This window comes from Vibrio sp. Y2-5 (assembly GCF_014596725.1).
Lineage (GTDB): Bacteria > Pseudomonadota > Gammaproteobacteria > Enterobacterales > Vibrionaceae > Vibrio.
Window position 1 is genome coordinate 1 of the sequence record NZ_JACVEG010000001.1, and the last position, 17,739, is coordinate 17,739.

The window sequence follows — 17,739 nt, forward strand, 5'->3', positions numbered from 1 at the left end:
GCGGTCGGAGGTTCGAATCCTCCAGGACGCGCCACTATTTAAAGCCTCGCATAATGCGAGGCTTTTTCTTTTCCGAAAAAGCAATTCTTGTTTATCTGTAGGTAGTAAGTCACTGTTCTCTATCGAAGCTAGATGACTTTACTGGCTGAATTCCAAATTTCATTTCAATATTTCACTATTTCAATCGTAATTGACACAAATACCTTGTCTACACTCTGGTTTGCTTACAATCGGTTTGCGCCGTTTTGTTAGCTATGCCATAAATCTGACACTCAGTATGTGGTGCTTCTAGAAGAGTACTCTCAACTAAATTGACAATTTTTAATCAATTGAGATAATTTTCGCTCACTTGTCATAACGAGGAATCTCGTTTTTTTTGACGATTGTTGTCAGGATGACAAAAGAAAGGAAGCAACATGACAAACATTGGAAGCCTGCTAGTAGACGCGGCCGCCCTGATGATTACAGGGATGGGCTTCGTTTTTCTATTCCTAACCATTTTGGTTTATCTCGTTCGGTTAATGTCTAAATTGGTACCTCAAGAAGTACCTCAACCGATCAGTACACCTATCAAAAATAAAAAAGTACCAGTGAAATCTGCGGCGTTGAACCAACAAACGGTCAGCCCACAGGTTGTTGCGGCTATCTCTGCTGCGGTACATCAGCACCGTACTCTAGCTGCTGCTGAAAGTAGTAAATAATTAAAAGGAGTTAATAAGCATGTCTAAACCACTTGCCATAACCGATGTGGTCCTTCGCGATGCCCATCAATCTTTATTTGCTACGCGCATGCGTATCGAAGATATGCTGCCGATTGCAGCAGAGTTGGACAAAGTTGGCTACTGGTCTCTTGAAACTTGGGGTGGAGCAACATTTGATGCCTGTATTCGATTCTTGGGTGAAGATCCATGGGAGCGTTTACGCGAGCTGAAAAAAGCGATGCCTAACACGCCAATGCAAATGCTTTTGCGTGGTCAAAACTTGCTGGGTTATCGTCACTATGCCGATGATGTGGTAGAAAAATTTGTTGAGCGAGCGCGTACCAATGGTATGGATGTCTTCCGTATTTTTGATGCGATGAACGATGTTCGTAACTTTGAGAAAGCAGTAAAAGCGACGATTGATGTCGGTGCCCATGCTCAAGGCACTCTCTCGTATACAACGAGCCCTGTCCACAACGCCAATACTTGGGTTGATCTCGCTAAGCGATTGGAAGATTTAGGTTGTCATTCTTTGTGTATCAAAGATATGTCTGGCCTACTAAAGCCATATGAAGCTGAAGAGCTGATCACTCGAATCAAAGAATCTTGTGATGTTCCATTGGCTCTTCACTGTCACGCAACCACGGGCTTATCAACAGCGACAGCGGTGAAAGCGGTGGAAGCTGGTATCGACATTCTTGATACCGCAATTTCTTCAATGAGCCAGACTTACGGTCATACGCCAACAGAAACGGTTGTTGCGATGCTTCAGGGAACTGAGCGCGATACAAATTTAAAGCTAGAGCAGATCGAACCTATTGCGGCTTACTTCCGTGACGTGCGTAAAAAATACGCGAAGTGGGAAGGGCAACTAAAAGGCGTTGATTCTCGTATTCTTATTGCTCAAGTACCAGGTGGTATGTTGACCAATATGGAAGGCCAACTAAAAGAACAAGGTGCAGCTGACCGTATCGATGAAGTTCTTGAAGAGATCCCTCGCGTTCGTAAAGATCTTGGTTACATTCCTTTGGTAACACCGACATCACAAATCGTCGGTACTCAAGCTGTGATCAACGTTTTGACAGGTGAACGCTACAAGAGCATCACTAAAGAAACTGCGGGTTTATTGAAAGGTGAATACGGAGCGGCTCCAGCAGAAGTAAATGCTGAATTGCAAGAGCGTGTTCTCGATGGCGCTGACGTTATCACTTGCCGTCCTGCTGACCTACTGCAAGATGAGATGGAACACCTAACGACCGAATTGCTAGAAAAAGCAAAAGCGGAAGGTATTTCTCTGGCAGAAGATACAGTTGATGATGTACTAACATACGCTCTGTTCCCTCAGGTTGGCTTGAAATTCCTGAAAAATCGTCACAACCCAGAAGCTTTCGAACCTGCACCGGGTAAAGAGGCGGCAGCTCCTGTCGTTGCAACACCTGCTGCGGCACCAGTCGTTGGTGGTATTGAAACTTACAGTGTTAAAGTTGATGGTCATGTGTACGATGTGGAAGTTGGTCCGCAAGGTCAGCTAACGTCGGTTTCGCCTGCGCAGGCTAAACCTGCTGCTACAGCTGTAGTTGCTGTATCTGATAATGCTGAAGATGTTCCAGCACCACTAGCCGGTACTATTTTCAAAGTAAACGTAGCGGCTGGTGAAGAAGTTGCTGAAGGCGATGTACTCATTATTCTCGAAGCAATGAAGATGGAAACTGAAGTCAGAGCGGCTCGCTCAGGTTTAGTTCAGGATCTTCATGTCAAAGAAGGTGACGCTGTTGCTGTTGGTTCACCACTACTGAGCTTGGCGTAAGGGAGTACCATGGACGGATTAATAACCTTATGGCTTGAAACAGGTATAGCTAACTTTGAACTAGGCCAGATCATTATGATCATGGTTGGTTGTTTGCTACTGTTCCTTGCTATTCGTAAAGGTTTTGAACCCTTGTTACTTCTGCCAATTGGCTTTGGTGCGGTTCTAGCAAATATTCCAAATGCTGGTTTCACCGAACCGGGAGGTTTGCTTTACTACGTTTACCACGTAGGGATCGAATCGGGTGTATTCCCGTTGTTGATCTTTATGGGTGTAGGTGCAATGACTGACTTTGGTGCTTTGATCGCAAACCCCAAAACATTGTGGTTAGGCGCTGCGGCGCAGTTAGGTATTTTTGCGACATTATTTGGCGCAATTTTCCTTAACTATGTTCCGGGAATGGAATTTACCATGGCAGATGCCTCATCGATCGCGATTATCGGTGGTGCAGATGGCCCGACAGCAATTTTCTTAGCAAGTAAGTTGTCACCGGATCTGCTGGGTGCGATCGCCGTAGCTGCATACAGCTATATGGCATTGGTACCTATTATCCAGCCGCCAATTATGAAAGCACTCACGACTCCTGAAGAGCGCCAGATTAAAATGGCTCAGCTTCGTCATGTTGGGAAAACCGAAAAAATCATTTTCCCACTGATTGTCCTTCTGATGACCATTTTGTTCTTACCGTCAGCGACTCCACTTGTGGGTATGTTCTGTTTAGGAAACTTGATGCGTGAAGCGGGTGTGGTTGAGCGTTTGTCTAAAACTGCGCAAAATGAGCTGATCAACATCGTCACTATTTTCCTAGGGCTTGGTGTCGGTTCTAAGTTGCAAGCGGATAAATTCTTAAATTTGGAAACCTTGGGTATTCTGGCTTTAGGCGCCGTGGCATTCAGTATTGGTACTGCTGGTGGCGTTATTATGGCTAAGCTCCTCAACAAGTTCTCAAAAGAAGATATTAACCCGCTGATCGGTGCGGCTGGCGTATCTGCGGTTCCTATGGCTGCACGAGTGGTTAACAAGGTCGGCTTACAAGCTAACCCTCAAAACTTCTTGTTAATGCATGCTATGGGGCCGAACGTAGCGGGCGTACTGGGTTCTGCGGTTGCTGCGGGTGTATTACTAGCGCTAGTGGGTTAATCGCTAACGGATGAAACCGATGGGTTAAACTACCAATAGAGAACACTATCTCTGCTTAACGCTTTAACGGTATGAAACTGTAGTGTTTGTAAATATTGGTATATATTCAAAGGGATGCTGCAGCATCCCTTTTTTATTTGCGCTATAGGGACAGTTGAAATGGAAAACAAGCAAATTGCTATTACCCAGTTTGGTGGGCCTGAAGTTCTTTCAATATTATCGTCACCCATTCCTGAGCCGAAAGCGGGCGAAGTATTAGTTCGTGTGGCTTACTCTGGAATCAATCCGATTGATGTAAAAACACGAGCAGGTTTAGGCTGGGCTGCAGCTCAAAATAAAGACAACTTACCTTGGGTTCCGGGCTACGATGTTGCTGGTCAGATCGTGAAAACTGGCGAAGGTGTTTCTCGATTACAGGAAGGTGATAACGTCGCTGGCTTTATTGGCTTCCCTATTCGCGGCGGTGGATATAGCCAATACGTGTGTGTCCCAGAAAGTGAACTGAGTTTGGTGCCAGAATCGGTCACTCTAGAAGCTGCTGCCGTTCTTCCTCTCGCGGGGCAAACCGCTGCTCAGGCTTTGAATAAAGCGGAAGTGAAAGAAGATGATGTGGTCTTAATTTTAGCGGGAGCTGGCGGCGTTGGGCACTTAGCTGTGCAAATAGCCATAGCAGCAAAAGCGGAGGTTTATACCACTTGCAGCGAAAGCAATCTGGATTATTTGGCGACGCTGGGTGCTCACGCGATTAACTATCAGTTTGCGCCAGTCTCTCAGCGTATTGAAAAAGTGGATGTATTGATTGACCTTGTTGGCGGTGATGCTGCTTTGGATGCGTTGAAGTGTCTGAATGACAATGCACGTGTTGTCACTGTTCCGACATTAAGTGCGGAACTGATTTGCGAGAAAGCAAAAATGTTGGGTTTTCAAGCCACTGGCATGTTAGTCGATCCTAACCCTGAGCAGTTAGACACTATGTTGTACATGGTGAGTGTAGGGTTGCTAAAAACTGAAATTCAGCAAATCTACCCTATGGATGAAGTACAACAAGCCCACAAACAAATAGAAACGGGTCATACACGAGGCAAGGTTTTGTTAGATATGAAATGATTGAGTTTTTTAACTCTCTTTTCACCCAATTTGCGCAGTTGTTCTCTGATTCAGCGTTATGGGTTCTCTTTTTTGGCGGCTTTCTAAGTGCAACTCTACTTCCCGGTGGTTCAGAAGCCGCTTTAATCGCTACATTAGCGCTCAATCAATATTCCGTATTTTCTGTCATTACAGTCGCAACTTTGGGGAATACCCTTGGTGGCTTAGTTAACTATTGGTTAGGTTTATGGCTGCCGAATAGAACTCAGCAGCAAAAGCATGGTCATAAAGCTTTAGCTTGGTTAACTAAGTACGGCTACTGGTCTTTGCTGTTTAGTTGGTTACCTATTATTGGCGATCCACTTTGTTTAGCCGCTGGATGGTTAAGAATGAAATTTTTACCTTCATTTGTCATGATTTTGATTGGCAAAGCGCTTCGATATTCCATTCTAGCCGTTCTTTTCTTTTTCTAAGATTTTCTAAGGAGATGTTATGAGGAAAATCTGGGCTGGAGCCTTCTTATTAATCGCCATTTATGGCTGTAGTACTCAAACCAAACCAGAGACTGACCTCTCCTCACTTCCTCAAGGTATTCACTTAATTGAACAAGTGAATGCCGTCTCCGGTAAAGTGATGATCCCTTATTCTAAATACCGTTTAGATAATGGATTAACCGTTATTCTTTCTCCGGATCATTCTGATCCGTTAGTGAATGTAGACGTTACTTATCATGTTGGATCGGCTCGCGAAGAATTAGGCAAGTCAGGTTTTGCTCACTTTTTTGAGCATATGATGTTCCAAGGTTCCAAGAATGTAGGTGACCAAGAACATTTTCGACTGATCACGGAAGCGGGCGGTTCCTTGAATGGCACAACTAACCGAGACCGGACGAACTACTATGAAACGGTACCGGCTAATCAACTGGAAAAAGTGTTGTGGTTGGAAGCGGATCGTATGGGTTTCTTACTTGATGCCGTTTCTCAACGTAAGTTCGAAATCCAGCGCGATACAGTGAAGAATGAGCGTGCGCAAAATTATGACAATCGTCCTTATGGTCTTATGTGGGAAAAAATGGGTGAGGCGATATATCCAGAAGGACACCCTTACTCTTGGCAGACTATCGGATATGTTGAAGATTTGGATAAAGTTGATGTTAACGATTTAAAAGCGTTTTTCCTGCGCTGGTACGGTCCAAACAATGCTGTTTTGACTATCGGTGGTGACATTGACGTCGATGAAACTCTTCAATGGGTAAACAAATACTTTGGTTCTATTCCTAAAGGGCCGGAAGTGAAAAATGCCAAAAAGCAGCCTGCGATATTGCCTGAAAATCGCTTTATCACCATGGAAGATCGTATTCAACAGCCAATGGTATTGATTGGATGGCCGACTTCATATCGTGGTGCAGATGATCAAATGTCACTGGATGTATTGGCTAGTGTTCTTGGCAGCGGAACGAACAGCTATCTGTATCAAAGTCTTGTCAAAACCCAGAAAGCGGTAAGTGCTGGGGCGTTCCACGATTGCTCTGAATTAGCATGCAATTTCTATGTCTTTGCCATGGCTCCTGCTGGTAATAAAGGTCAATTGGCACCTTTATATGAAGAGCTTATGCAAACCCTTGATGAGTTCAAATCGAAGGGTGTGTCGACAGAACGTTTGGAACAAATCACAGGGATAGCAGAAGCAAATTCAGTTTTTGCTTTGCAAAGTGTGTCAGGAAAAGTGGCTCAGTTGGCTGCAAATGAAACCTTTTATGGCCAACCGGATCGTATTGAAGATCAGCTGGAACACTTGCGTCATGTTTCGCCGAAAACTTTGACGGCGGTTTATAGCAAATACCTTGATGGTAAAAATAAAGCCACACTCAGTATTGTTCCACAAGGTAAAACCAAATTCGCAGTGAAGAAAGCGACATTTGTAACGCCTGAGCGCAATTTGCCACCACATCAAAAAATCACTGAGCAGCAACTGACTTACCGACATGTGAAAGATAATTTTGATCGTTCAGTAATGCCGAAAGTCGCTGATGCTGTTCAGGCTCGCTTACCGACGTTGTATGACATTTACTTCAACAACGGTGCTGAGTTGCTTGGAACCAAGACATCTGAAACACCGACAGTGGTTATGCAATTTAAACTTCCGGCTGGTGAAAGACATGTGCCAAGAGGTAAGGAAGGATTAGCCAATTTAACCGCCGCCATGATGGAGCAGGGTTCTACATTAAGAAATGTTGAAGAGATTCAAGCACAATTGGATAAATTAGGTTCAACCATCAGCGTGAATGCGAATACCTATTCAACAAGCGTTGTGGTTTCTAGTTTAGAGAAGAATCTAGCTGAAACCTTGTCGGTGATCGAGGAAGTGTTATTCCAACCGGGCTTTAAACAAGATGATTTTGACCGAATCAAGCAACAAATGATTCAAGGAATGGTCTATCAGCATCAGCAACCGGAATGGCTAGCATCGCAAGCAACTCGCCAAGTGTTATTTGGTTCCTCGATTTTTGCTCGCTCCAGTGATGGTACTAATGATTCTATCGCCAGTTTGACCTTGGATGATGTGAAGCATTTCTATCGTAAACATTACACACCGAATGGTGCTCAAATCGTTGTCGTTGGGGATATTTCAAAACAGGATATTCGCAAGCAGCTTAACTTTTTCGCAAATTGGAAAGGAGAGGCTTCTCCTCTGATTGATCCTCAAATCATTCCTAACTTAACCAGTAAGAAAGTTTACTTGGTGGACAAACCGGATGCGCCTCAATCAGTGGTTCGTTTGGTTCGACGTGGTTTACCATTTGACGCTACGGGTGAGCTTTATCTGAGTCAACTGGCAAACTTTAATCTAGCTGGGAATTTCAATAGTCGTATTAATCAGAATTTACGTGAAGATAAAGGTTTTACCTATGGTGCGGGTAGCTACTTTACCAGTAACAGAGAAGTCGGTGCGGTGGTGTTTAATGCTCAAGTCAGAGCGGATGCTACGTTAGATTCGATTATTGAGTTACAGAACGAAATGGCGAAGTTCAGCGAGCAAGGCTTAACTGAACAAGAGATGGATTTCTTACGTCTGGCGGTGGGACAGCAAGATGCCTTGAAGTATGAAACTCCGGGACAAAAGGCTTCCTTATTGAGCAGCATATTGACCTACAGCTTGGATAGAGATTATCTACAAGTTCGTAATGAGATAGTCAAAAGCGTTGATAAAGTGACACTAGATCGTTTAGCTGCGAAATGGTTTAATCCGAATGACTACCAGATTATCGTGGTCGGTGATGCAAAAACACTCAAGCCTCAACTAGAAAAATTAACAATTCCCGTAGAAGAGCTTGAAATCATCCGCTAGAGTACACATAAAAGAGGAGGCGACGTTCGCGTGCCTCCTGTCTGTCTTCGTTGATTCTTCCACTAAACAAGGTTGAACTGCTAGAGGATTAGGCCGACTAACAATACATATAAGCGAATTTCAATTTGACTAATTTTGCCGAGCGACTTGAACGAGTTGCAAATAAATCCAAGGTATTTCAGCAGTTTGGCCGTGGTGTAGAACGTGAAACATTACGCTATACCTCTGATGGTGAGCTAGCTCTGACGCCACATCCTCAATCACTTGGCAGTGCTTTGACGAACCGTTGGGTCACCACCGACTTCTCTGAGTCTTTGCTGGAATTTATTACACCAGTTTCTAATGATGTTGAAACGTTAATGTCACAATTGAAAGATATTCATCATTTTGCTCAGTCTAAGCTTGATGATGAGAAGTTGTGGCCGTTGTCTATGCCTTGTTATGTAGGTAGCGAAGATGACATCAATCTTGCTCAGTATGGCTCGTCGAATACAGGCCGAATGAAGACCTTGTATCGTGCAGGTCTTAAAAAGCGTTATGGCAGCTTGATGCAGATTATCTCCGGCGTTCATTTCAACTTCTCTTTCCCAGATTCGTTCTGGGACGCATTGTATGGTGAGCAAGATGAAGCGGCGCGTCAGGAAACTAAATCGGAAGCGTACTTTGCGCTGATCCGAAACTATTATCGATTTGGGTGGTTGATTCCCTATTTCTTTGGCGCATCGCCAGCACTTTGTTCATCTTTCATTCGTGGCCGTGAAACAAAACTGCCATTTGAGAAAGTTGGTGGCACCTTATACCTTCCGCACGCAACCTCTTTGCGTCTAAGTGATTTAGGCTATACCAATAGTGCTCAGAGTGGACTAAAAATCGGTTTCAACGGTTTAAATCAGTATCTGGAAGGGTTGAACAGAGCGATTCGTACGCCTTCAGCAGAGTTTGCAGAAATTGGTGTCAAAGTGGATGGTGAGTATTGCCAGCTCAACAGCAACGTTCTGCAAATTGAAAATGAACTGTATGCACCAATCCGACCTAAACGTGTAGCGAAAAGTGGTGAAAAGCCATCAGAAGCGCTAGCTCGAGGCGGCGTTGAATATATTGAGGTTCGTTCTCTGGATGTGAACCCGTTCAGCCCAGTGGGTGTAACAGAACAGCAAGTTCGATTCTTAGATCTCTTCTTAACATGGGCAGCGCTTTCGGACTCAGATCCAATGGACAGCTGTGAACTGGAATGTTGGAGAGACAACTGGAACAAAGTCATTGTTCAAGGTCGACAAGTTGGTCTTGAGCTACAGATTGGTTGCCATGGTGAAAAACTCTCATTGCAAGATTGGGCTAAGCGCGTGTTTGCTGATTTACGCCAAATTGCTGAAGTGATGGATGCAGAAATTGGCGGTGATGATTACCAACAAGTGTGTAATGAGTTGGAAACGTGGATAGATAATCCTGAAAAAACATTATCGGCGCAATTGCTGGAAAAAGTAAAAACGTCTGGTGGTTTAGGTAAAGCAGGGTGTGCGTTAGGTCTGCAATATCGCCAAGACAATCTTGAGCATCAATATCAAGTTTATTCCAAAGCGATGATGGAAGAAGAAGTCATTCGTTCTGTTGAAGAACAACTTAGTATCGAACAACAAGATACGTTAAGTTTTGACGAATATCTTGAGCAGTATTTTGCTTACCTGAAATAAGCCGCTTCACCATTGATGCTTAGATAGCTATCATTAGCAAATAACAATAGTTAGCAAACCATTTATTTGTGCTGGAAAAGCGTTAAATTCCAGCACCATTGGAGAGAAAGAACAATGCCATTATTAGACAGCTTTACCGTTGACCACACTCGAATGAATGCACCTGCGGTACGTGTAGCTAAGAAAATGCAAACCCCTAAAGGCGACACAATTACAGTTTTTGATCTGCGCTTTACTATGCCCAACAAAGCGATTTTGTCTGAAAAGGGCATTCATACCCTTGAGCATTTATACGCAGGTTTCATGCGCGCACACCTAAATGGTTCAAATGTAGAAATCATCGATATTTCACCAATGGGTTGTCGTACGGGTTTCTATATGAGCCTGATTGGTACGCCAAGTGAACAAGATGTAGCGGATGCGTGGCTTGCAGCAATGCAAGATGTGCTTAAAGTGGAATCTCAAAATAAGATCCCTGAACTTAACGAATACCAATGTGGTACAGCTGCAATGCATTCGTTAGAAGAAGCGAAAGAGATTGCGAAGACTGTTATTGAGGCGGGTATCAGTGTTAACCGTAACGATGAGTTAGCTTTGCCAGAAGAGATGCTGAAAGAGTTGAAAATCGACTAATTGCCATCAGTTAGCAGATGTAAAAAAGGCTTGGTTTACCAAGCCTTTTTTACGTTCTCAGAAAAGAGGTTTACGCTTTTTTCGGTTTACGAGGATGAACTCGAACCAGCTTAATGCGGTTCTCTTCCAGCTCAACAATTTCCATCGGATGATTGGATACTTTGACACTGATTTGGCTCTCTGGGATATCTTCAAGATGTTCCAGAATCAATCCGTTAAGCGTTCTTGGACCATCAGTAGGAAGTTTCCACTTTAGGCTCTTGTTGATGTCACGAATGTTCGCACTGCCCTCAATCAGGAAGCTACCATCACCTTGTGGTGTAATTTCTTCAGATAAACTTGGTGCAATAGAGGTGGTAAATTCACCCACAATTTCTTCCAAAATATCTTCCAAAGTAATTAAACCAATAATGTCGCCATACTCATCAACCACCAAACCAATACGCTCTTTATTTCGTTGGAATTTCAGGAGCTGAACGTTTAACGGTGTGCTTTCAGGGATGTAATAAATTTCATCAGCGGCACGCAGGATGATCTCTTTATTCAGTTCATTTTTTTCCAGCACAAAGCGAGAGGCTTCGCGTAAACGCAGGATACCTACCGCTTCATCTATTTGGTCACGATACAAGACTACGCGGCCATGCGGAGAGTGAGTGAGCTGACGAACAATCGATTTCCAGTCGTCATTAATGTTGATTCCCGTGATTTCATTACGTGGAATCATAATGTCATTCACCGTTACGTGCTCAAGGTCAAGAATCGACAGCAGCATATCTTGGTGACGACGAGGGATAAGTCCGCCAGCTTCATTTACGACGGTACGGAGCTCTTCAGAACTGAGGTGATCATCACCACTGCTTAAGTTTTTGACGCCCAATAAGCGAATAAAACCGTTGGTAATGAAGTTGACGAATACGACTAATGGCGCAAAGACTTTCATCAGTATTGTCAGCAGCACACTGCTTGCGTAGGAAACCTTCTCAGGGAACAACGCGGCTAATGTTTTAGGCGTGACTTCAGCAAAGACAAGTACCACCAGAGTTAGCACACCTGTTGCGATTGCAACTCCGTAGTCACCGTATAGACGCATACCGATAATCGTCGCAATCGCGGAAGCGAGAATGTTGACTAGGTTATTACCGATAAGAATTAGGCCAATAAGACGATCTGGACGACCAAGTAATTTCTCAACTCGCTTTGCGCCTTTATGCCCCGTGTTGGCGAGGTGCTTTAAACGATAACGGTTGAGAGACATCATGCCTGTCTCAGAACCGGAAAAATAGGCAGAAATAACGATAAGACACGCAAGCAGCGCAAATAAAATACCCGTAGAGATATCGTCCAAAACGATCTTTTTCCTTATAACAGATTTAGGTAAATAAAATTTAGTAATTAATGGATTATGATAAGCGGGAAGTCAATCAAGACAACTCGCGAATGTTTACTCAGCTAAGGATTATTTCTCTGACAAATCGGCTACCAAAGTAAGCCAGAGTCAGCAATGTTGCACCGGCAACTGCAAACCAAGTCACCTTTCTTCCTCGCCAGCCTTTTTGGTAATGACCCCAAAGTAAAATGGAATAAACCACCCAAGCTATAAAAGAAAGTATCGCCTTATGAGCTTTGCCTTGAGCAAACATATCCTGAACAAAAAACCAACCAGTAATAAGAGTACCAGTTAGTAGTAAGTTGCCAATCAGAATTATCTTAAACAGTTGGCGTTCAACCATCAGCAATGGTGGTAAATTAGGGTTAATGGCTAAAGCTTTTTTCTTTTTCAATTTGTAATCAAGCCAAGCAAGCTGCAACGCATATAGCGCACCAATAGACAGTGTCGAGTACGAGAACAGAGCCAGAGATATATGAACGAGCAGTTTAGGATCGTTTTCCAAGTGCGTGATGAAAGTGCTTGGTAGGAATGTCGCGGCTGATACATTAATGGCAGAGAAGCTATAAACCACAGGTAACAAGAACCATAAGCGAGTTTTAAACATCGCTACGCTCATGACTAAAGAGATAATAAAACTTATTAGTGATGCCACGTTAAGCATGCTTAAATTCTGCCCAGTGACATTGAGAATCAGATCTCCGAGCAGCCAAGCATGAAAAACAAGTGCTAAAAAAGCAGAAATAAAAACGGACTTTGCTCTTATACCTGTGTGGTTGACTAGGCTAGGCACTATGGTTGCGATCGATAAAACGTACATTAGAGTGGCAACGATAGCGATTAAGTTATCCATACTTCTCACATAAATGGCTGCTGAATTAACGAATTATACATTGCATAACCCTAATGAGCTATGGTGGATCTTGATTGATTTTTGAGAGTTGAGATCTCACAAAGTTAACCCAATTTAGAAGACAAACCTCAATGTTTCTAGTTATAGAGATGACTGCATTCCCAGTTGTGGGGAATAGGGTATGCCTATGGACTTGGCTAAGGTATACTCACAGCAATTAATCGCCGTACCGCGAAGAGAATAAAGATGTTTGAGAATTTAACGGATCGACTATCCAAGACGCTGAAGAATATCAGCGGCAAAGGACGTCTTACAGAAGACAATATTAAAGAGACCCTGCGTGAAGTTCGCATGGCGCTATTGGAAGCTGACGTTGCACTTCCTGTAGTTCGTGATTTCGTAAACCGTGTTAAAGAGAGCGCGGTAGGTGTCGAAGTTTCTAAATCGCTGACCCCAGGCCAAGAGTTCATCAAGATCGTACGTAGCGAACTTGAAAAGGTTATGGGGGAATCCAACGAAGCGCTTAACTTAGCCGCTCAGCCACCGGCTGTTATTCTGATGGCAGGTTTGCAAGGTGCTGGTAAAACAACCAGCGTTGGTAAACTATCTAAGCTATTAAAAGAGCGTGACAAGAAGAAAGTGCTGGTAGTTTCTGCCGACGTTTATCGCCCTGCGGCGATCAAACAGCTAGAAACTTTAGCCACAGATCTTGGTGTTGATTTCTTCCCTTCTTCAGCTGACCAAAAGCCAATTGATATTGCGAATGCGGCTATTGATCATGCGAAGAAAAAATTCTACGACGTATTAATTGTTGATACTGCTGGTCGTCTTGCTATCGATGAACAAATGATGGCGGAAATCAAAGACCTTCATAAAGCGATCGACCCTGTTGAAACGCTATTTGTTGTCGATGCAATGACAGGTCAAGATGCGGCAAACACGGCAAAAGCATTCGGTGATACACTGCCATTAACGGGTGTAATTCTGACCAAAGTGGATGGTGATGCTCGTGGTGGTGCAGCCTTGTCTGTACGTCATATCACAGGGAAACCAATTAAATTCTTGGGTGTGGGTGAAAAAACTGACGCTCTAGAGCCGTTCCATCCAGATCGTGTTGCTTCCCGAATTCTAGGTATGGGTGACGTACTGTCACTGATTGAAGACTTGCAACGTAATGTTGACCAAGATAAAGCGGAAAAGCTGGCTAAGAAGTTCAAAGAGAAAAAAGGCTTCGACCTAGAAGACTTCCGTGAGCAGCTTGGTCAAATGAAAAATATGGGTGGCATGATGGGAATGCTGGATAAGCTTCCAGGTATGTCTCAGCTTCCTGCCGGTGTTAAAGACAAAGTCGATGACGGTATGTTCAAACAGATGGAAGCCATCATCAGCTCAATGACGATGAAAGAGCGTCGCAACCCTGATTTGATTAAAGGTTCTCGTAAGAAACGTATAGCGTCAGGCTCAGGTGTTCAGGTTCAAGACGTTAACCGCCTATTAAAGCAATTCACTCAGATGCAAAAGATGATGAAAAAAATGCAGAAAGGCGGCATGAAAGGCATGATGCGCAACATGCAAGGCATGATGGGCGGAATGGGAGGTATGGGCGGAGGCGGCGGTTTCTTCGGTCGTTAAACTAAACCCAGACCTCGATTTGTTAAGTTGAGAATTTTGATTGTTCAAAAAACGTTCTCAACTTTTCAAAGTGTTATCAAGGTCACAGTAATTTGCCCCTGCTTTTGGTGGTGAAAATTTAGCTAAAAACCTTGCAATGCCTCGGAATAAGAGTAAAATTCCGGGGCTTTATTTTGGCACGAGACCCCAAGCTGTTTTATCTGAGACGGTTACTGGGGTTAATTTTATTTTTGAGAAAGCAAAGAGGACGACATGGTAACCATTCGTTTGGCACGTCACGGCGCTAAGAAGCGTCCATTCTATCAAATCGTTGTTGCAGACAGCCGCAACGCAGCTACTGGCCGCTTCATCGAGAAAGTAGGTTTCTTTAACCCTACTGCTACTGGTCAAGAAGAAGGCCTACGTCTAGATCTAGATCGCGTGAACCACTGGGTTTCACAAGGCGCATCTCTATCTGACCGCGTAGCTAAACTAGTTAAAGACGCTCAAAAAGCGGCTTAATTCTTACATTTAGTGAGTAACTAGTTTATGTCGATGAAAGGTAAAGAAACAATGAGCAAACAAAACGAGAGAATTGTTGTAGGCAAGTTTGGAGCTACTTACGGCATTCGTGGTTGGCTTAAGGTTTTTTCCTATACAGACAATCCGGAAAGTATTTTTGATTACGCCCCTTGGTTTGTTAACCACAAGGGTGAGTCAGTTGAATACAAAGTAGAAGGTTGGAAGCGCCACAACAAAGGGCTTGTAGTGAAACTAGCAGGTCTTGACGTTCGTGAAGATGCGAATCTACTCACTAACTTTGAAATTTCAATTGATCCTGCAGTACTACCAGAATTGCCAGAAGATGAATTCTACTGGCGTGAATTGTTCGGCATGCAAGTTGTGACAACTCAAGGTTACGATCTTGGTAAAGTTACTGACATGCTAGAAACAGGCTCGAACGATGTTCTCGTAGTTAAAGCAAATCTGAAAGATGCTTTCGGACAAAAGGAACGATTAATTCCGTTCCTTGAAGAGCAAGTGATCAAAAATATTGATCGCACAGCTCAACGGATCGAAGTTGACTGGGATCCAGCGTTTTAACTCTAAAATATAAGGCAAAGAACACATGTGGGTTGGCGTTATAAGCCTATTTCCTGAAATGTTCCGCAGCATTACAGATTTTGGAGTCACAGGCCAAGCGGTTAAAAAAGGGTTGTTGTCTGTTGATACTTGGAATCCTCGCGATTTCACTCACGACAAACGTCGCACTGTCGATGATAAACCCTACGGTGGTGGCCCTGGTATGTTAATGATGGTACAGCCTTTGCGCGATGCTATTCATGCTGCCAAGCAAGCCGCACCGGGTAAGACGAAAGTCATTTATCTCTCTCCCCAAGGTCGAAAACTCGACCAGCAAGGAGTTGAAGAGCTCGCCATGAATGAGAACCTTGTTCTTATCTGTGGTCGCTATGAAGGGGTAGATGAACGCATTATTGAATCTGAAGTTGACGAAGAATGGTCAATCGGTGATTTTGTAATGACGGGTGGGGAAATCCCAGCCATGACGTTGATTGACTCAGTATCTCGGTTTATTCCGGGGGTACTTGGAGATTTCGCGTCAGCGGAAGAAGATTCTTTTGCTAATGGTTTGTTAGATTGTCCACACTATACGCGTCCTGAAGTGTTAGACGGAAAAGAAGTACCAGCGGTACTGAAATCCGGTAATCACGAGGACATTCGTCGCTGGCGACTGAAATCGTCGCTAGGCCGAACTTGGTTAAGACGTCCGGAGCTCCTGGAAAACCTAGCTCTGACTGACGAACAGGAACAATTGCTGGCTGAGTTCATTAAAGAAACTCGGAATAACCGGTAACCTATTAAATTTAGTATCAGTTTATTCTAGGAATTTAAAAAATGAGTAACATCATCAAAGCTCTTGAGCAAGAGCAAATGAAACAAGACCTACCTAAATTTGCACCAGGTGACACTGTTGTAGTTCAAGTTAAGGTAAAAGAAGGTGAACGTGAGCGTCTACAGGCATTCGAAGGTGTTGTAATCGCTATCCGTAACCGTGGTCTACACTCTGCATTCACTGTACGTAAGATTTCTAACGGTGAAGGTGTTGAGCGTACGTTCCAAACTCACTCTCCTGCTATCGGCGGAATTGAAGTTAAACGTCGCGGTGCAGTACGTCGTGCCAAGTTGTACTACCTGCGTGAGCGTTCTGGTAAGTCTGCTCGTATTAAAGAGAAACTTGCTAAGAAGTAATACTTCATATCGCATTCTCATAGAAAAACGGAGCCAATTGGCTCCGTTTTTTATGTGTCTAATCTTCGATAAAATGCTAAACAGACGTGAATCACTAAACAGAAGAATTACTTTGATTCCACTATTCGCGAGTATCTTCTGAAATGGTTACTGGAACGGTAATTTCCTCACCTTTACGTAATAGCGTAAAGTTGGCAACGGTTCCTGGTCTTAGGTTAGTCACGAAATCCATCACGCTTTGGCGACCATTAATCTTGTGACCATCGATCTTCAAGATAATATCGCGCGCTTCAAAACCTGCTTTTGCGGCAGGACCATTCGGATCTACAGCCAAAATGATGATTCCGCCAATATGCTCGCTACCGAGTAAGCGTGAGGTGACCGAGTTAATGTCTTGGCCATCAACACCTATGTAGCCACGAATTACTCGTCCATCCGCAATGATCTTTTCCATGATGGTATTCGCTAGCGAATAGGGGATGGCAAACGAAATCCCATAGGTTTCTAAATCTGTCGCTTGTTGAAAAGACGCCGTATTAATACCAACCAATTCTCCCTGAGTATTCACAAGAGCACCGCCAGAGTTCCCCTTGTTGATAGCTGCGTCTGTTTGGATAAAGGCTTGGCGACCATCCGCACTGATAGAAGAGCGGCCTGTTGCGGAGATGATACCAAATGTGGTGGTTTGCCCAAGGTTGTACGGGTTACCGATAGCAAGAACAACATCGCCTACTTTAGCTTGATAGTTAGGGTTTAGAGGAATAACAGGAAGATTATTGCCTTCAACACGTAATACAGCGATATCAGTTCTTCTGTCTTTGCCCACCAGTTGAGCGGCGGCGACTCGCCCATCTTGCAGAGCGACTATGATTTGATCGGCTTGAGCTACAACGTGATAGTTGGTAATGATGTATCCTTTCTCACTGACGATAACGCCTGAACCTAACCCCTGAGTTGACAACTTGTTGCGATCATTTTCTGAGTATTTGCGGCTATAGATATTAACCACTGCTGGTGCAGCTTTACTCACGGCACCATTAAATGAGATTTGTAGTGAAGTAATGTCAACGGATGCGTTGCTGCGCTTGGGAAGGATGTTGTTTCGTAAAGATGGCATAGCAGCAACAATGATAGCAGCAGTCACTAAGCCTATCACAACAGAACGGAGCAAAACTTTTAGCATATATTCCCCAAAATCAGCGCAGCTATAT

The 17,739-nt window shown here is 43.8% G+C and carries 16 protein-coding genes; 13 read left to right on the top strand and 3 right to left on the bottom strand.

From position 1 onward, the window contains the following. Nucleotides 1–416: 416 nt before the first annotated feature. From HUO09_RS00005 to luxS, 8 genes are all read left to right on the top strand, one after another. A complete protein-coding gene (locus HUO09_RS00005; RefSeq protein WP_167410810.1) occupies nt 417–701 on the top strand; it encodes an oxaloacetate decarboxylase subunit gamma in 285 nt (94 codons plus the stop codon). A gap of 19 nt (nt 702–720) precedes the next feature. Further along, entirely contained in the window at nt 721–2,508 is a 1,788-nt protein-coding gene (gene oadA / locus HUO09_RS00010) for a sodium-extruding oxaloacetate decarboxylase subunit alpha (protein WP_188232645.1), read from the top strand. Nucleotides 2,509–2,517: 9 nt separating this feature from the next. Beyond that, nucleotides 2,518–3,648, top strand: coding sequence for a sodium ion-translocating decarboxylase subunit beta (locus HUO09_RS00015; protein ID WP_167410808.1), 1,131 nt, complete (start codon nt 2,518–2,520; stop codon nt 3,646–3,648). A gap of 159 nt (nt 3,649–3,807) precedes the next feature. Next, nucleotides 3,808–4,755: an NADP-dependent oxidoreductase gene (locus HUO09_RS00020; protein ID WP_188232646.1), complete on the top strand. Its 948-nt coding sequence runs from the start codon at nt 3,808–3,810 to the stop codon at nt 4,753–4,755. Next, nucleotides 4,752–5,207 (top strand): YqaA family protein, encoded by a 456-nt coding sequence (locus tag HUO09_RS00025; protein WP_188232647.1) that lies wholly within the window; start codon nt 4,752–4,754, stop codon nt 5,205–5,207. The genes HUO09_RS00020 and HUO09_RS00025 overlap by 4 nt, the downstream gene beginning before the upstream one ends. Before the next feature lie 19 nt (nt 5,208–5,226). Continuing rightward, nucleotides 5,227–8,082 (top strand): pitrilysin family protein, encoded by a 2,856-nt coding sequence (locus tag HUO09_RS00030; protein WP_188232648.1) that lies wholly within the window; start codon nt 5,227–5,229, stop codon nt 8,080–8,082. A 125-nt stretch (nt 8,083–8,207) separates the two neighbouring features. Then, entirely contained in the window at nt 8,208–9,773 is a 1,566-nt protein-coding gene (gene gshA, locus HUO09_RS00035; protein WP_188232649.1) for a glutamate--cysteine ligase, read from the top strand. A 114-nt stretch (nt 9,774–9,887) separates the two neighbouring features. Beyond that, the gene (gene luxS, locus HUO09_RS00040) at nt 9,888–10,406 is read left to right on the top strand and encodes an S-ribosylhomocysteine lyase (protein ID WP_167410803.1); all 519 of its coding nucleotides are present in this window, start codon (nt 9,888–9,890) and stop codon (nt 10,404–10,406) included. Between the two features lie 70 nt (nt 10,407–10,476). Here the strand turns inward: luxS and HUO09_RS00045 are convergent, their stop codons facing one another. Beyond that, entirely contained in the window at nt 10,477–11,751 is a 1,275-nt protein-coding gene (locus tag HUO09_RS00045; protein ID WP_167410802.1) for an HlyC/CorC family transporter, read from the bottom strand. Between the two features lie 100 nt (nt 11,752–11,851). Then, on the bottom strand, nt 11,852–12,646 hold the full coding sequence (locus HUO09_RS00050) for an inner membrane protein YpjD (RefSeq protein WP_042480529.1): 795 nt from the start codon (nt 12,644–12,646) through the stop codon (nt 11,852–11,854). Nucleotides 12,647–12,892: 246 nt separating this feature from the next. On the opposite strand from HUO09_RS00050, the gene ffh reads away from it, so the two are divergent. From ffh to rplS, 5 genes are all read left to right on the top strand, one after another. Beyond that, complete coding sequence (gene ffh / locus HUO09_RS00055; protein WP_167410801.1) at nt 12,893–14,278, top strand: signal recognition particle protein; 1,386 nt, start codon at nt 12,893–12,895, stop codon at nt 14,276–14,278. Between the two features lie 252 nt (nt 14,279–14,530). After that, complete coding sequence (gene rpsP / locus HUO09_RS00060) at nt 14,531–14,779, top strand: 30S ribosomal protein S16 (protein ID WP_167410800.1); 249 nt, start codon at nt 14,531–14,533, stop codon at nt 14,777–14,779. A 27-nt stretch (nt 14,780–14,806) separates the two neighbouring features. Further along, on the top strand, nt 14,807–15,361 hold the full coding sequence (rimM, locus tag HUO09_RS00065) for a ribosome maturation factor RimM (protein WP_167410799.1): 555 nt from the start codon (nt 14,807–14,809) through the stop codon (nt 15,359–15,361). Between the two features lie 25 nt (nt 15,362–15,386). Continuing rightward, nucleotides 15,387–16,133 carry a tRNA (guanosine(37)-N1)-methyltransferase TrmD gene (gene trmD / locus HUO09_RS00070; protein WP_167410798.1) on the top strand — a complete coding sequence of 249 codons (747 nt, stop codon included), beginning with the start codon at nt 15,387–15,389 and terminating at the stop codon, nt 16,131–16,133. Between the two features lie 41 nt (nt 16,134–16,174). Next, nucleotides 16,175–16,528 carry a 50S ribosomal protein L19 gene (gene rplS / locus HUO09_RS00075; RefSeq protein ID WP_042480514.1) on the top strand — a complete coding sequence of 118 codons (354 nt, stop codon included), beginning with the start codon at nt 16,175–16,177 and terminating at the stop codon, nt 16,526–16,528. A 121-nt stretch (nt 16,529–16,649) separates the two neighbouring features. Here the strand turns inward: rplS and degS are convergent, their stop codons facing one another. Continuing rightward, nucleotides 16,650–17,711 (bottom strand): outer membrane-stress sensor serine endopeptidase DegS, encoded by a 1,062-nt coding sequence (degS, locus tag HUO09_RS00080; RefSeq protein WP_188232650.1) that lies wholly within the window; start codon nt 17,709–17,711, stop codon nt 16,650–16,652. Nucleotides 17,712–17,739 lie beyond the last annotated feature (28 nt).